Here is a 17,109-nt window from a genome sequence, read left to right as displayed (position 1 = left end):
TAATAGCTTCGGAAATTTATGTTATGCAATAACTACAGATATAAATAAATTTAGATGGGGGAACTTGTATGAAGAGAGGGAAATTTGGGAGGGTTCTTACAGGAACGTTAGTTGCTGGTATGCTATTGTCACAAGGTGTTCCGTATAATGTATTGGCAGAAAGCGCGGTTGAACTGAAGCCAGTTGATAATGCGGAACAGGTACTAATGAATCTGTCTTCAGAACAAAGAAAGGCGTTGGAACAGTTAGATGTAAGTCCTAATTTTACGATTTCACCTGATATTGACTCTAATAGTTCTGAATTAGTTAACGTTATCGTGGAGTTCAATCAGGCTCCAGCAAAAATTGAAGTGATGAAACAAGCGGCGAAAGGGAAGAAAATAGCTGCTACTACTGCGCAGGCAAAAGTGGATGAAGAACATAAAGTGTTTAAGCAACATATCGAATCTTTAAAATCGAAGAAGGATGCTAGCACGTACGATATGAAAAAAGTGGAAATCACACGTGAATATAAAAATGCGATTAACGGCGTAGCGATGACGTTACCGGGTGTGGCAGTGCAAGAGTTGATCGAATCTGGAGTCGTAAAACGCGTCTTTAAAGATTACGAGGTAAAAGTGGAACCTCCGGTAGAAACGAAAGAAACGGTTGATCCGAAAATGGCGGACAGCATTCCACAAATTGGCGTGGACAAGCTTCATGCAGAAAATATTATGGGTAAAGGAATTAAAGTTGGCGTTCTTGATACAGGTGTGGACTACAATCATCCTGACTTAAAAGATGCTTATAAAGGTGGGTATGATTTTGTAGATAACGATGCAGATCCGATGGAAACGACGTACGAGGATTGGATAAAAGCTGGTAAGCCACAATATCCAGGCTTAGTGTACTATACAAACCATGGTACACATGTAGCGGGGACAATTGCAGCTCAAAAGAAAAACAATGCAGATTACGCTGTAAAAGGTGTAGCACCTGAAGTTGACCTATATTCTTACAGAGTATTAGGCCCTTGGGGCGGAGGGAATTCTGCGGGAATCCTTGCTGGAATCGATAAAGCAATTGCAGATGGTATGGATGTCATCAACATGTCGCTAGGTGCGCAGACGAACGATCCGTTATATGCCACTTCTGTTGCAGTAAATAACGCCATGCTTTCAGGTGTGGTGACAGTTGTTGCTGCAGGTAACGCCGGGCCAAACGAAAAAACACTAGGTTCCCCGGGAACGGCAGCTCTTGGTATTTCAGTAGGGGCAAGTGATGCTGCCATGTCTATTCCTACATTCAGCGGGAGTGTATCTAACGAAAAGTTTGAAAATATGCAGCTATTAGGTAAAGATTTTCCTGATAAGTTAGAAGATTTAGAGGGACAATCGTTACCAATTGTATTTGCGGGACTTGGTAAACCAGCTGATTTTACGGGGAAAGATCTTAACGGAAAAATTGCGTTAATTCAGCGCGGAGAAATTACGTTTGATGAAAAAATTAAAAATGCAAAAAATGCTGGAGCAAAAGCGGTTATCGTATATAACAATGTAGACGGACAAATATCTGCCTACTTAGGTGAAGGAGTAGGTCTTATTCCATCTTTCCGTCTGTCAAAAGCGGATGGAGAACGGTTAAAAGGACTAGGTGAAGTATCTTTCAAATTCGAAACGCTGAGCAATACAAAAACGGAAGGTGATCACTTAGCTGATTTCAGCTCACGTGGACCAGTAAACGGAAATTATGACATTAAGCCGGATGTAGTCGCTCCGGGTGTGTCGGTTTTCTCTACTGCACCGGAATACATCAATGATCCGCAGGACGGCATAAATTACGGCAATGCATATGTACGCTTGTCTGGTACTTCTATGGCGTCTCCTCACGTAGCGGGTACAGCTGCATTGATTTTGCAGGAGCATCCAGAATACACACCTTTCGATGTAAAAGCGGCTCTTATGAATACATCGGATGATTTGAATGGCCAGAACTCCGTATACGAAGTAGGTGCGGGGCGCATTGATGCGTATCAAGCTGTTCATACGGATACATCTATCAAAGTATTGGACAAAACAAAAAATATTGAGAACGGAAATGTTGTTGAAATTGACGAACAAACAGGTTCTATTATGTTTGGCAGACATTTTAAGCAAGATGATAAACCAATTGAAGCAAGCAAAAAAGTAAATGTCCAAAACAACGGTAAAGAAGAAAAATCCTTTAAAGTAGAAGTGGAGTATCACGGTGAACGTACAGGCATTCAAGATGCAGTGAAGAATGGAATACAAGTTGAGGTGCCTGCATCTCTTACAGTGGCAAGCGGACAATCGCAGGAGCTGCAGCCAAAAATTACGATTCCTTCTAGTGCAGCGAAAGGCAGATATGAAGGATATATTCATGTAACGAATGCGAACAATCAGGCTGAAACATATCAAATTCCATTCGCTGTCATGGTGACGGAAAAGGGATTTGAATATATAAAAACGAGTACACCATCCGTAACGAATAATACACCTTTCTGGGATCTTTTAAACACTACGGTCCACGGGATAATGAAGTTGAATAGTCCTATGCAAACAATCGATGTGCTTGTTAAGGACAGTAAGACAGGGAAAGCTGTAGGTTTTGTAGGAACAGCGAACACTAGTAAGTTGCAAACGGACAAAGAAACCTTTCTTGTAGGAGCATTCAATGGCATTGTCTATCCATTTACAAATGATCCTTCCAAGCCGATTAGTGATATTCCTGTGAAGCTTCCAGCAGGCGATTATATACTGGAAACGATTGGGCACGATGAGGAAGGAAAATCATATGTTGCACATAATCCGCTTATTTTGGACAATACAGCACCGGAAGTGAACATGGATAAAAAACCGGGTGTGATTGAAGTGAATGACTCCATGTTTACGGAAGAAGATGGAAAGAAAGCAGTATGGGTGCATGGAACGGCTAAGGATGCGACAGTGGATCTATTGAAGTCCAAAGGCTTGAACGTTGATCAATCATCCAACACCATGGAGTACTATGCAAACTCTGGAATGGTAGGTGGAAGCTTCCCAATCCAAGCAAATGGAGATGTGAAATTCGGTATTGAGGCAAATGATATTGCAAAAAAACCTCTAAATTTGACTTTGAATACGTTTGATATTGCAACGACATTTAATAAGCAAAGCTATGTCTTCGTAAAAGAAGGTACGGAATATACGACTTCTAGTTATGATAAGAAAGACGTAAGAGTCGGCGATACAGTTACGATGACACTTAGTCTCAATAATGTGAAGCAATTTGTATCTGGGGAATTCCAGGTCGAATTCATGAACGATTTATATAAGTTTGAGAATGTGAAATTGAACAATGCGGTAAATGAGTACGCGAAAGAAAATGGCTTGGAAGTATCGCTGCAAGAACCTGTGGTGAAAGAAGGAACTAACACCAATACGGTGAAAGTCGGCGCATCTATGAAAGGGAATGCATTTAACGGTATGGACGGTGATATGCCTTTCCTTGATGTAACGCTCAAATTAGTAAGTGATGCATATTACAATAATGCTACCAAATTTAATGTACCACAGGCGTCTTATATGAAAGCGGGACAAACAGCTGCTACTGCCATTTCTTATTTAAATACGGAGAGCTTTAACATCATTCCAACGCATTCGAGAGTGCTGGGTCCTATCAAGCCAGAAGCATTCTTGACAGCAAGCGGTTCTTTGAAATCAGGAGATTATACAAAAATAGGTGCCGAAGTATATGTGCTGTCCCCAAAAGGTAAAAAATATAAGGGAACAATTGATAGTAAAGGGGCATATACGATTAATGGTATCCCAGCTTCTACTGAAGCACACACAGTTGTTGTCGATGTTCCGGGACATCTGAAAGCGATGAATAAATTTATTCCTGGATATTCTGTAAACGGTGAGGTGCGCGGGCAATATTTCAGATTAGGCACTAAAGGTCTTGCAGGAGATGTGAATGGTGACAGATTGATTGATATTCGAGATATGCAAAGTGTAGTTGATGTATACGGTAAAAAGGATGCATCCATCTTGCCGCAAGATCTCAATCAAGACGGTGTCGTAGATGAGACAGATGTCCGCTTCATTGAGAAAAACTTCTTGCAAAAAGAAGTCGATGTTCCAGAAGTGGTTAAGCCGAAAGAAACAATCGGTAAAAAAAGTCTGGCAGACTTCCTGCGTCAGATTGGTTTAGAACCGAAATCAAAGTAATAGAGTGAAACTTCTATTAGTGGGGGATTTTCTTCATCCCTCACTAATGATTTCTCACTTAATCTAATGATAGATTTTATCTACTATATTTTTATACAAAGTAAGATCAATAGCTTTAAAGGTTACTTCTTTTGTTTGATTTTCAGAATGGCATCTTAGTTTACTAGTTTCACGGATTGTTTGTAAAACAATTATATGAAGAAAAGAGGATGAGCTATGAAGAGAAGAAAAAAAGGGAAGCTTCTTATAGGAACGTTAGCTGTAGGTATGCTATTGTCACAAGGTATTCCGTATAACGTATTGGCAGAAAGTCCGGCTGAACTGAAGCCAGTTGATAATGTGGAGAAAGTCCTGAAGGGCTTATCGGCAGAACAAAGAAAGGCTTTAGAGCAATTGGATGCAAATCCTAACTTTACGATTTCACCTGATATTGATACGAATAGTTCTAAATTAGTTAACGTTATCGTGGAATTCAATCAAGCTCCGGCGAAAATTGAAGTGATGAAACAAGCGGCGAAAGGGAAGAAAATCGCTGCTACTACTGCGCAAGCAAAAGTGGATGAAGAGCATAAAGTGTTCAAACAACATGTCGAATCTTTAAAATCGAAGAAAGATGTTGGCACTTACGATACGAAAAAAATGGAAATCACACGCGAATATAAAAATGCAATCAACGGTGTAGCGATGACTTTACCTGGTGTGGCTGTGCAGGAGTTGGTCCAATCTGGAGTAGTAAACCGTGTTTTTAAAGACTATGAGGTAAAGGTGGAACCTCCGGTAGAAACGAAAGGAACAATTGATCCGAAAATGGCAGACAGTATTCCGCAAATTGGTGTGGACAAGCTCCATGCAGAAAACATTACAGGTAAAGGGATTAAAGTCGGCGTTCTTGATACAGGTGTTGACTATAATCATCCAGATTTAAAAGGTGCTTATAAAGGCGGATATGATTTTGTAGATAACGATGCAGATCCGATGGAAACGACGTACGAGGATTGGATAAAAGCTGGTAAGCCACAATATCCAGGCTTAGTGTACTATACAAACCATGGTACACATGTAGCAGGAACGATTGCAGCTCAAAAGAAAAACAATGCAGATTACGCTGTAAAAGGTGTGGCACCTGATGTAGATTTATATGCTTACAGAGTACTAGGACCATGGGGCGGAGGAAATACAGCGGGAATCCTTGCTGGGATGGATAAAGCAATTGCGGATGGTATGGATGTCATCAACATGTCACTAGGTGCGCAGAAAAATGATCCGCTATATGCTACTTCTGTCGCAGTAAATAACGCCATGCTTTCAGGTGTGGTGACAGTTGTTGCCGCAGGTAACGCTGGACCAAACGAAAAAACACTCGGTTCTCCTGGAACGGCGGCTCTTGGTATTTCAGTAGGGGCAAGTGATGCTGCCATGTCTATTCCTACATTCAGCGGGAGTGCATCTAATGAAAAATTTGAAAATATGCAGCTATTAGGTAAAGATTTTCCTGATAAGTTAGAAGATCTTGGGGGACAATCCTTCCCGATTGTATTTGCAGGACTTGGTAAAGAAGCTGATTTTACAGGTAAAGATTTAAACGGAAAAATTGCGCTGATTCAGCGCGGGGAAATTACGTTTGATGAAAAAATTAAAAATGCTAAAAAAGCTGGAGCAAAAGCGGTTATCGTGTATAACAATGCTGACGGACAAATATCTGCCTACTTAGGTGAAGGAGTAGGTCTTATTCCATCCTTCCGCCTGTCAAAAGCAGATGGTGAACGGTTAAAGGCACTAGGTGAAGTATCTTTCAAATTCGAAACATTGAGCAATACAAAAACGGAAGGTGATCACTTAGCTGATTTCAGCTCACGCGGACCGGTAAACGGAAATTATGACATTAAGCCAGATGTAGTCGCTCCGGGTGTGTCTGTTTTCTCTACTGCACCGGAATACATTAACGATCCGCAGGACGGCATAAATTACGGCAATGCATATGTACGCTTGTCTGGTACTTCTATGGCTACTCCTCACGTAGCGGGTACAGTAGCATTGATACTGCAGCAGCATCCAGAATACACTCCTTTCGATGTAAAAGCGGCTCTTATGAATACATCTGATGATTTGAATGGCAAGAATTCCGTATATGAAGTGGGTGCTGGGCGCATCGATGCGTATCAAGCCGTCCATACGGACACATCCATTAAAGTATTAGACAAAACACAAAATGTCGAGAACGGCAAGGTTGTCGATATTGACGAACAAACAGGTTCCATCGTGTTTGGCAGACATGTTAAGCAAGATGATAAACCAATTGAAGCAAGCAAAAAGGTAGTTGTCCAGAACAATAGTAAAGACGAAAAATCCTTTAAAGTAGAAGTGGAGTATCACGGTGAGCGTACAGGCATTCAAGATGCAGTAAAGAACGGTATACAAGTTGAGGTGCCGGCGTCTCTTACAGTGGCAAGCGGACAGTCACAGGAACTACAGCCGAAAATTACGATTCCTGCTAGCGCAGCGAAAGGCAGATATGAAGGATATATTCATGTAACGAATGCGAACAATCCGGCTGAAACATATCAAATCCCGTTCGCTGTCATGGTGACGGAAAAGGGATTTGAATATTTAAAAACGACTTCACCAGCCGTAACAAATAATACACCTTTCTGGCTATATTTAGCCCCTCCTGTGGTTCACGGAATAATGAAGATGAATAGCTCAATGCAAACAATCGATGTGCTTGTTAAGGATAGTAAAACAGGGAAAGCTGTAGGTTTTGTAGGAACAGCGAATACTAGTAAATTACTGACAGACGTAGAAACTTATCTTATGGGAGCATTCGGCGGTACTGTCTATCCATTTACAAATGATCCTTCCAAGCCGATTAGCGATCTTCCTGTGAAGCTTCCAGCAGGCGATTATATACTGGAAACGATTGGGTATGATGAGGAAGGGAAATCATATGTTGTAGACAATCCGCTTATTGTGGACAATACAGCACCAGAAGTGAACATGGATAAAAAACCGGGTGTAATTGAGGTTAATGATTCCATGTTTACAGTAGAGGATGGACAAAAAGCGGTATGGCTGCATGGAACAGCTAAAGATTCCACAGTAGATGTATTGAAATCGAAAGGTTTAAACTATGATCAGTCTTCCAACAGCATGGCTTACGCTGTAAACCCTATGTTCATAGATGATGGGTATTTTCCGATTCAACCGAATGGAGATGTAAAATTCGGAATTGAAGAAAGTGATATTGCAACAAAACCGTTACAATTGAAGTTGACTACGTTTGATATTGCAACGGCAGTTGATACACAAAAATATGTTTTTGCGAAAGAAGGTACGGAATATACGACTTCTAGTTACGATAAGAAGGATGTAAAAGTTGACGATACAGTTACGATGACACTGAGCCTCAATAATGTAAAGCAGCTTGTATCTGGAGAATTCCAAGTCGAATTCAGCAAAGATTTGTTCAAGTTTGAGAATGTGAAACTGAACAATGCGGCAAACGAGTACGCGAAGGAAAAAGGCTTGGAAGTATCGCTGCAAGAACCTGTGGTGACAGAAGGAACTTACAATAATAAGGTGAAAGTTGGCGCATCTATGGAAGGGAATGCATTTAGTGGTATGGATGGAGATCTGCCTTTCCTTGATGTCACGTTCAAAGTAGTAAATGAATATTACGATATTGTTGTGAGTGATTACCAGTTGAATGTAAAACAGGCGTCTTATATGAAAGCGGGACAAACAGTAGCTACGACCATTCCTTATTTCGGTACGGAAAGCTTTAACGTCATTCCAACGCATTCGAGAGCGTATGGTTATATCGGACCGGAAGCATTTTTGAAAAATGACGGTAGTTTGTCAAAAGGTGATTATACAAAAATCGGTGCCCAAGTATATGCGATGTCTCCAAGCGGCAAAAAATATAAAGGAACGATTGATAGTAAAGGGGTATATACGATTAATGGTATCCCAGCTTCTACTGAAGTACACACAGTTGTTTTCGATGTTCCGGGACATCTGAAAGCGATGAAGAAATTCATTCCTGGATATCCTGTAAACGGTGAGGTGCGCGGGCAATATGTTGGAGTACGTGCTAAAAATCTTGCAGGGGACGTGAATGGTGATAGATTGATTGACATTCGCGATATGCAAAGTGTAGTTGAAGCATACGGCAAGAAAGATGCATCTATCTTGCCACAAGATCTCAACCAAGACGGTGTCGTAGACGAGACAGATGTCCGCTTCATTGAGAAAAACTTCTTGCAAAAAGAAGTCGGTGTCCCAGAAGTAGTTAAACCGAAAGAAACAATTGGTAAAAAAGGACTGGCAGATTTCTTACGTCAGATCGGTTTGGCGCCAAAATCAAAGTAATGCAGTGAAACTTCCATTAGTGGGGCCTTTCTTCATTCCCCACTAATGATTCCTCACTTAATCTAATGATAGATTTTATCCGCTATATCTTTACAAAAAGTGAGATCAATAGCTTTAAAGATTACTTCTTTTGTTTGATTTTCAGAATGGCATCTTAGTTACTAGCTTCACAGATTGTTTGTAAAACAATTATATGAGGAAAAGAGGATGAGCTATGAAGAGAAGAAAAAAAGGGAAGCTTCTTATAGGAACGTTAGCTGTAGGCATGCTATTGTCACAAGGTATTCCATATAACGTATTGGCAGAAAGTCCGGTTGAACTGAATCCAGTTGATAATGTGGAGAAAATCTTGACGAACCTGTCGGCAGATCAAAGAAAGGCTTTAGAGCAATTAGATGTAAACCCTAACTTTACAATTTCTCCTGATATTGATGCTAGTAGTCCTGAACTAGTCAAAGTTATCGTGGAATTTAATCAAGCTCCAGCGAAAATTGAAGTGATGAAACAAGCGGCGAAAGGAAAGAAAATCGCTGCTACTACTGCGCAAGCAAAAGTGGATGAAGAACATAAAGTGTTTAAGCAACATGTCGAATCTTTAAAATCGAAGAAGGACGCTGGCACTTATGATACGCAAAAAGTGGAAATCACACGCGAATATAAGAATGCAATCAACGGTGTAGCGATGACTCTACCTGGTGTTGCAGTGCAAGAGCTGATCCAATCTGGAGTCGTAAAACGTGTTTATAAAGATTACGAGGTAAAAGTGGAACCGCCGGTAGAAACGAAGGAAACAATCAATCCGAAAATGGCAGACAGCATCCCGCAAATTGGTGTGGACAAGCTTCATGCAGAAAATATTATGGGTAAAGGGGTTAAAGTCGGCGTTCTTGATACAGGTGTTGACTACAATCATCCTGACTTAAAAGGTGCCTATAAAGGCGGATATGATTTTGTTGATAACGATGCAGATCCGATGGAAACAACATACGAGGATTGGATAAAAGCTGGTAAGCCAGAATATCCTGGCTATACGTATTACACAAATCATGGTACACATGTAGCGGGGACGATTGCAGCTCAAAAGAAAAATAACGCGGATTATGCTGTGAAAGGTGTAGCACCTGAAGTAGATTTATATGCTTACAGAGTACTAGGCCCTTGGGGAGCAGGATCTACAGAAGGAATTCTTGCTGGAATCGATAAAGCGATTGCAGATGGTATGGACGTTATCAACATGTCGCTAGGTGCGCAGACGAACAATCCGCTATACGCTACTTCTGTCGCAGTAAATAACGCCATGCTTTCAGGTGTGGTAACAGTTGTTGCTGCAGGTAACGCCGGGCCAAACGAAAAAACACTTGGTTCCCCTGGAACGGCGGCTCTTGGTATTTCAGTAGGAGCAAGTGATGCTGCCATGTCTATTCCTACATTCAGCGGGAGTGCTGCGAATGAAAAGTTTGAAGGTATGCAGCTATTAGGTAAAGATTTTCCTGATAAGTTAGAAGATTTCGAAGGACAATCCTTACCGGTTGTATTTGCAGGACTTGGTAAAGAAGCAGATTTTACTGGAAAAGACCTCAATGGAAAAATTGCGTTGATTCAGCGCGGGGAAATAACGTTTGATGAAAAAATCAAAAACGCCAAAAAAGCCGGAGCGAAGGCTGCTATCGTGTATAACAATGTAGACGGACAAATATCTGCCTACTTAGGTGAGGGGGTAGGTCTTCTTCCATCTTTCCGCCTGTCAAAAGCGGATGGCGAACGGTTAAAAGGACTAGGTGAAGTATCTTTCAAATTCGAAACGCTGAGCAATACAAAAACGGAAGGCGATCACTTAGCTGATTTTAGTTCACGTGGACCGGTAGAAGGAAACTACGATATTAAGCCAGATGTAGTCGCTCCGGGTGTGTCGGTCTTCTCTACTGCACCGGAATATATTAATGATCCACAGGACGGCGTAAATTACAGCAATGCATATGTACGCTTGTCTGGTACTTCTATGGCTACTCCTCACGTAGCGGGTACAGTAGCATTGATCCTGCAGGAGCATCCGGAATATACACCATTTGATGTAAAAGCGGCTCTTATGAATACATCTGATGATTTGAATGGGGACTATTCCGTATACGAGGCGGGTGCTGGGCGCATTGATGCGTATGAAGCCGTTCATACGGACACATCCATTAAAGTATTAGACAAAACACAAAATGTCGAGAATGGAAATGTTGTCGAAATTGATGAACAAACAGGTTCTATCGTGTTTGGCAGATATGTTAGGCAAGGGGATAAACCGATTGAAGCGAGCAAAAAAGTAAATGTCCAAAACAACGGCAAAGAAGAAAAATCATTTAAAGTAGAAGTAGAGTATCACGGCGAACGTACAGGTATTCAAGATGCGGTGAAGAACGGTGTACAAGTTGAGGTGCCGGCATCTCTTACAGTAGCAAGTGGAAAATCACAGGAGCTACAGCCGAAAATCACGGTTCCTTCTAGCGCCGCGGCAGGCAGATACGAAGGATATATTCATGTAACGAATGCGAACAATCCGGCCGAAACGTATCAAATTCCGTTCGCCGTCATGGTGACGGAAAAGGGATTTGCCTATATGGAAACGGAACGACCATCAGTAACAAATAATACGCCTTTCTGGCAATACATGAGGCCATTCATCTTTGGACTCATGAAGTTGAATAGCCCAATGGAAACAATCGATATCGTTGTCAAAGACAGCAAATCGGGGAAAGCTGTAGGATTGACTGGAACGATAGACGCCAGCAATATGATGACAGATATAGATTATGCTGGAATAGTATTCAATAGCTATGTCTATCCATTTACAAATGATCCTTCCAAGCCAATCGGAGATGTCCCTGTAAAACTTCCAGAAGGAGACTATACAATTGAAATGATCGGGCATGATGAGGAAGGAAAATCATATGTGGTAGGCAAACCGATGATCGTGGATAATACAGCACCAGAAGTAAACATGGATAAAAAACCAGGTATAATCGAGATTAACGACTCCATGTTTACAGTAGAGGATGGACAAAAAGCGGTATGGCTCCATGGAACAGCTAAAGATTCCACAATAGATGTATTACAATCGAAAGGCTTAAACTATGATCAATCTTCCAATACAATGGCTTACTATTTAGAGTCTGGATTTATAGGTGGATTCTTCCCGATACAAGCAAACGGAGATGTGAAATTCGGTATTGAGGAAAGCGACATTGCAACAAAACCTTTAAGTTTGAAGTTGACTACGTTTGATATCGCAACGGCAGTTGGTAGACAAAACTATATCTTCATGAAAGAAGGTACAGAGTATACGACTTCTAGTTACGATAAGAAAGATGTAAAAGTCGGCGATCCTGTAACAATGACACTGAGCTTGAATAATGTAAAGCAGCTTGTATCTGGGGAATTCCAGGTAGAGTTCACCAAAGATTTGTTCAAGTTTGAAAATGTGAAGCTGAACAATGCGGCAAACGAGTATGCAAAGGAAAAGGGCTTGGAAGTATCACTGCAAGAGCCTGTAGTGACGGAAGGAGATTACTTTAGCACGGTGAATGTTGGCGCATCTATGAAAGGAAATGCATTCAGCGGTATGGACGGAGATATGCCTTTCCTTGATGTCACGTTCAAAGTAGAACATGATGAATGGTATTTCGGCGATATCTTTATGGATGTAAAGAAAGCGTCTTATATGAAAGCGGGACAAACAGCAGCTACTGCTATTCCTTTTTACAACACGGAAAATGTTAATATCATTACGAAGCATTCAAGTGTGTCAGGCTATATTGGACCGGAAGCCTTTTTGACAGAAGGCGGTTATTTGAAAAAGGGAGACTATACAAAAATTGGTGCCCAAGTATATGCGCTGTCTCCAAGCGGTAAAAAATATAAGGGAACCATTGATAAAAAAGGAGAATACCGTATAGTGGGTCTCCCGGCTTCTGATGAAGTATTCACAGTTGTTGCCGAGGTTCCGGGACATTTTAAAGCAATGAGGAATTTTATTCCTGGATATTTTGTAAACGGTGAACAGCGTGGGCAAAACTTTAACTTTGCTTCCCTAAAAGGTCGTGCAGGGGACGTGAATGGTGATAGATTGATTGACATTCGCGATATGCAAAGTGTAGTTGAAGCATACGGCAAGAAGGATGCATCTATCTTGCCACAAGACATCAACCAAGACGGTGTCGTAGATGAGACAGATGTCCGCTTCATTGAGAAAAACTTCTTGCAAAAAGAAGTCGGCGTCCCAGAAGTAGTTAAACCAAAAGAAACAATCGGTAAAAAAGGCCTGGCAGATTTCTTACGTCAGATCGGTCTAGAACCGAAGAAATAAAATAGGGTGACCTAGGAGTGGTTGTTGATAAAAGAGGGGGGAATTTCATCTTCTGCAAATATCGATAGTCGCTCTTAAATAAAACACTAAGTTCTTTATTAAGAACTTAGTGGCTATCTAAAAGGCATCAAATAAGGAAATAATTCGTTTTTACTTCATATGGGCTTATCAGCTTTTGAGTGGTTTAAATATTATAAAAATAGGGGGATTATTAAAATGAGTCTTAAGAAAAAAATTGGTATGGGTGTTGTATCTGCAGCTCTTGGTTTATCTTTAATCGGAGGCGGAACGTTTGCGTACTTTAGTGATAAAGAAGTATCAGAAAACACGTTTGCGGCTGGTACGTTAGATTTGAGCATTGATCCACAAGTTATCATCGATGTTGACAAAATCAAACCAGGTGATCAAATAGAACGTGATTTCCACTTAATCAACAGCGGTACTTTGAAAATTAAGGACGTTCATCTTCTTACTGATTACACTGTAATAGATGCAAAAGGTGATAATGGAAATGCTGATTTCGGTGATCATGTCAAAGTAGAGTTTTTATGGAACATAGACAAAAATACAGTTCCTGTATGGGAAACTACTTTGTCTGAATTGAAAAAGGCCACTGCTGATGGCAGCTTTCCTGATCTTGTAGAAAAAGGTGTCGTAAACTGGGAAGGAAACGGACTTGCTCCGGGCAAGGATGACAGTTTCTATGTGAAATTCATATTTGAAGATAATGGAGAAGATCAAAACGTATTCCAAGGAGATACATTGAAATTGAACTGGACGTTTAATGCGAACCAAACAAAAGGTAAAGAAAAATAAGTTCAAATTTTATTTATTATATTTATGTACCAAATGAACCGCTAAATAAAAACGCAATGTAAAAAGAGGTCACACTTCGAAAGGTGGCCTCTTTTTATATTGTGAATTGATGATACATAAGCTGAGTTTAAGCTAGCATTTCCGTTTTTCGACTTTGAATCGCATCATCATAATGCATGAGTAAATCATTGAAAATTTCATCCCAGCTTTGTGTAGCGGCATAGGATTGAGCATCTTGGCTCATTTGTTTACGTGTTTCTTCATTATTTAACAAGTTATAAATAGATGATAAAAATGAGTCTTCATTTTTAGGTTCACATAGAACTCCCGTTTTTCCATCTTTAATAATATTTTTAACCCCGCCACTATTTGCACCAATGACAGGTGTGCCACATGCAAGGGATTCAAGTACAACATTTCCAAAGGTCTCAGTAGATGATGGAAATACCATTAGATCAGAAGAAGCATAGGATTCAGCTAAATCCTCACCTTGTAAATAGCCAGTAAAGGTTACATTTGTTTGCGGAACAGCTTCACGTAAATTTGGTGCTAGAGGACCATCTCCAGCGATGAGCCAATGAATATCGTCACGTTCTTTGTTTGTCGTTTGAATAAGTGTTTGAAGAGTGTCGATATCTTTTTCAGGAGCAATTCTTCCAACGTAGGAAAGAACGTACTTCGCTGTAATATTATATTTTTTTCGGAATAGGTCTGTATTGTAAGATGGATGAAAGATTGTGCAATCTACCCCGCGTCCCCATATAGAGAGAGCCTGAAAGCCTTTATTTTTTAATTGATGTAATGTTTCAGAGGATGGAACGAAATTTTTTTGCATATGACTATGAAACCATTTTAAATAGTTCCAAAGCATATTGGAGAGAAATTCGATTTTGTAATAGCGTAAATAGGCGTCAAAATCAGTATGATAAGAACCGACAACCGGGATGTTCAACTTTTTTGCGTAATATAACCCACAAAGTCCCATGTTGAAAGGTGTGGCAATGTGAATCATATCAGGTTTAAAGGCAAGAAGTTCCCGCTTAATGCGCGGAGTAGGAAAAGAAAAGCGACATTCTGGATATAATATTGTTAACGGGATACTTCTCATTTTGTTCACATTCGCTACGAAATTATCTTCAGCCGTATGCTGAGGGGCGAAAACAGAGTAGGCGATATTTTCTTTCTGAAAATATCGTGTTAACCGCTCTAACGTTTTCGCAACCCCGTTCACTTGTGGTGTAAAAGTATCGGTAAATATGGCGACTCTCATCATATCGCTCCTTTATGTGAAAAGTGGGATGAATTGATAATAAGAGACAATGCCAGAGCAAGTGCCGAGGCACATACCGACGAATACATCTGACGGATAATGAAGTCCTAAATAAATACGAGAAATACCGATGCATAGTGCTAGCGGTAATAGAAAAACAAGTAAGCTTGGATTATAGCAAATAAAAGGAATGAAGACCGAGAAAACAGCCGTTGTATGACCAGACGGGAAAGAGTGATCTTTCAATGGATGGACTGGATATTTCGCATCTTGAATTGTTAAATAAGGACGTTTTCGTGGATACCATCTTTTTAATATTTGCACAGGGACATGGCTAATTGCTAACGAAATAGCAGTTGCAATTGCAGCTTGGTGCAAAGTTCCTTTTGTGAAAATTAAAAAGAAAAGTGTAAGCGAAATGGAGAAAGTAGCACCACCGATGTGAGTAATATTGCTGAAAAAGATATTTAACGTTTTTTGATCAAAGTATCGGTTAATTCCTTTGAAAATGTAACATTCTATTTTATACAGTCCACTGGCCTTCATGAAAATTCTCCTCCCTCGTTTACATATATATGGAGATATTAGCTTTTATTTTAATAAGATTTTGTTGAGGGAGTAATAATGTTTTGTAAAGAAAAAGTTAGATTTTATAAAAAAAGCTGCCAGTATTATGGCAGCGATAAAATCATTTTTGCAGTGATTTATAATATTGACCTTTTTCAACATATTGTGTGCGAATACGCTCCATGTCTTTACGGTCTTCTTCTGTTAATTCACGAACGACTTTCGCTGGACGACCGAAAGCTAATGTGTTTGGCGGGATTTTCTTTCCTTGTGAAACGAGGCTCCCAGCACCGATAAAGGCTCCTTCGCCAATTTCAGCACCATCTAATATAATAGAGCCCATTCCAATTAAAGCATCTTTTTTAATATGACAGCTATGTAAAATAACTTGATGCCCAACTGTAACGTTATCTTCTAAAATAAGAGGATACTGTGGGCTTTGATGAAGTGTACATTGGTCTTGTACATTTACCCGGTCTCCGATGATTGTTGGTGATACATCACCTCGGATGACTGTATTAAACCAAATACTTGCTTCCTCACCAATTGTCACATCACCTGTAATGGTTACGTAGTCAGCGATAAAAGCACTACTCGAAATTTTCGGATTTTTTTCTTTGTAAGGATATATCATGTAAAGCCTTCCTTTCCTAGAGACTAGTTTAAGTGTATCAAATTATGAAAAAGAGTGAAATGGAGGAGGTCCGTATGTGGAATTATGAAGCAGAGGAAGCGAAAGCTGTATTCGTTATTGTGCACGGCGCTATGGAGTATCACGGACGTTACGAAGCAGTCGCGGAAATGTGGAATCATATCGGCTATCATGTCGTGATGGGGGACCTTCCGTCACATGGAACGACCTCAAGAAATAGAGGACATATTGCTTCATTTGATGAATATATAGAGGAAGTTAAAGTATGGGTGAAAGAAGCAAGAAAGTATCGATTACCCATTTTTCTATTCGGTCATAGTATGGGTGGCCTTATCGTTATTCGTATGATGCAAGAAACGAAGAGAGAGGATATAGATGGTATTGTTTTAAGTTCGCCATGTTTAGGTGTATTAGCTTCACCTGCTACTCCGCTTCGAGCTGCGTCAAAAATATTAAACATCGTTGCTCCAAAATTGCAATTTGCAACGAATCTTACGGTGGAAATGTCAACACGCAATCATGAAGTGAGAGATGCGATGGAGAATGATTCGTTGTTCTTGCGCAAAGTGTCAGTACGTTGGTATAGTGAATTAATTAAGTCTATTGAAATTGCTCATAAAAAAATAGGCGATTTTCCAGATGTTCCACTCTTGCTAATGCAAGCATGTGAGGATAAACTTGTAGATAAAACACGTGTCCGCACCTGGTTTGATAATGTTAAAATAAGTGATAAGGCATATAAAGAATGGCCGAATTGTTATCATGAGTTATTAAATGAATATGAGCGTGATGAAATTTTGAATTATATTCAGGCATTTACTGAAATACGTATCCATAACATAATAGAAACAAATAAGTAAATTATTTGTACATTGAA

At 40.1% G+C, this 17,109-nt stretch carries 8 protein-coding genes; 5 read left to right on the top strand and 3 right to left on the bottom strand.

Annotation, left to right across the window (positions count from 1 at the left end; translation table 11 throughout):
- The first annotated feature begins 68 nt into the window (after positions 1-68).
- The 4 genes from COE49_RS01210 to COE49_RS01195 all read left to right on the top strand — a co-directional run bounded on the left by COE49_RS01210 (position 69) and on the right by COE49_RS01195 (position 13,743).
- Complete coding sequence (locus COE49_RS01210) at positions 69-4,208, top strand: S8 family serine peptidase (protein WP_098252759.1); 4,140 nt, start codon at positions 69-71, stop codon at positions 4,206-4,208.
- A gap of 216 nt (positions 4,209-4,424) precedes the next feature.
- The gene (locus COE49_RS01205; protein ID WP_098252758.1) at positions 4,425-8,576 is read left to right on the top strand and encodes a S8 family serine peptidase; all 4,152 of its coding nucleotides are present in this window, start codon (positions 4,425-4,427) and stop codon (positions 8,574-8,576) included.
- A gap of 214 nt (positions 8,577-8,790) precedes the next feature.
- Positions 8,791-12,927: a S8 family serine peptidase gene (locus COE49_RS01200; RefSeq protein WP_098945661.1), complete on the top strand. Its 4,137-nt coding sequence runs from the start codon at positions 8,791-8,793 to the stop codon at positions 12,925-12,927.
- A gap of 216 nt (positions 12,928-13,143) precedes the next feature.
- Complete coding sequence (locus COE49_RS01195; RefSeq protein WP_088232302.1) at positions 13,144-13,743, top strand: TasA family protein; 600 nt, start codon at positions 13,144-13,146, stop codon at positions 13,741-13,743.
- Positions 13,744-13,870: 127 nt separating this feature from the next.
- Here COE49_RS01195 and COE49_RS01190 read toward each other — a convergent pair whose 3' ends face one another.
- The 3 genes from COE49_RS01190 to COE49_RS01180 all read right to left on the bottom strand — a co-directional run bounded on the left by COE49_RS01190 (position 13,871) and on the right by COE49_RS01180 (position 16,214).
- The gene (locus COE49_RS01190; protein ID WP_098252756.1) at positions 13,871-15,013 is read right to left on the bottom strand and encodes a glycosyltransferase family 4 protein; all 1,143 of its coding nucleotides are present in this window, start codon (positions 15,011-15,013) and stop codon (positions 13,871-13,873) included.
- Between the two features lie 12 nt (positions 15,014-15,025).
- Positions 15,026-15,559, bottom strand: coding sequence for a phosphatase PAP2 family protein (locus tag COE49_RS01185; RefSeq protein WP_098945660.1), 534 nt, complete (start codon positions 15,557-15,559; stop codon positions 15,026-15,028).
- Between the two features lie 142 nt (positions 15,560-15,701).
- Positions 15,702-16,214, bottom strand: a complete 513-nt coding sequence (locus COE49_RS01180) for a gamma carbonic anhydrase (RefSeq protein WP_098945659.1) — start codon at positions 16,212-16,214, stop codon at positions 15,702-15,704.
- Between the two features lie 74 nt (positions 16,215-16,288).
- On the opposite strand from COE49_RS01180, the gene COE49_RS01175 reads away from it, so the two are divergent.
- Positions 16,289-17,092 (top strand): alpha/beta hydrolase, encoded by an 804-nt coding sequence (locus COE49_RS01175; RefSeq protein WP_088232298.1) that lies wholly within the window; start codon positions 16,289-16,291, stop codon positions 17,090-17,092.
- The last annotated feature ends 17 nt before the right edge of the window (positions 17,093-17,109 follow it).

Origin of the sequence: Bacillus sp. AFS029637 (assembly GCF_002584985.1) — a bacterium.
Classification (GTDB): Bacteria; Bacillota; Bacilli; order Bacillales; family Bacillaceae_G; genus Bacillus_A.
The sequence above is the reverse complement of the archived record's forward strand: the minus strand, read 5'-3'. Positions and strand labels throughout refer to the sequence as shown.

Excerpts from the sequence above, each read along its gene's own strand:
- COE49_RS01205 (WP_098252758.1), top strand. The coding sequence starts at position 4,425 with ATGAAGAGAAGAAAAAAAGGGAAGCTTCTTATAGGAACGTTAGCTGTA.
- COE49_RS01175 (WP_088232298.1), top strand. The coding sequence starts at position 16,289 with ATGTGGAATTATGAAGCAGAGGAAGCGAAAGCTGTATTCGTTATTGTG.
- COE49_RS01195 (WP_088232302.1), top strand. The coding sequence starts at position 13,144 with ATGAGTCTTAAGAAAAAAATTGGTATGGGTGTTGTATCTGCAGCTCTT.
- COE49_RS01185 (WP_098945660.1), bottom strand. The coding sequence starts at position 15,559 with ATGAAGGCCAGTGGACTGTATAAAATAGAATGTTACATTTTCAAAGGA.
- COE49_RS01200 (WP_098945661.1), top strand. The coding sequence starts at position 8,791 with ATGAAGAGAAGAAAAAAAGGGAAGCTTCTTATAGGAACGTTAGCTGTA.
- COE49_RS01190 (WP_098252756.1), bottom strand. The coding sequence starts at position 15,013 with ATGAGAGTCGCCATATTTACCGATACTTTTACACCACAAGTGAACGGG.
- COE49_RS01210 (WP_098252759.1), top strand. The coding sequence starts at position 69 with ATGAAGAGAGGGAAATTTGGGAGGGTTCTTACAGGAACGTTAGTTGCT.
- COE49_RS01180 (WP_098945659.1), bottom strand. The coding sequence starts at position 16,214 with ATGATATATCCTTACAAAGAAAAAAATCCGAAAATTTCGAGTAGTGCT.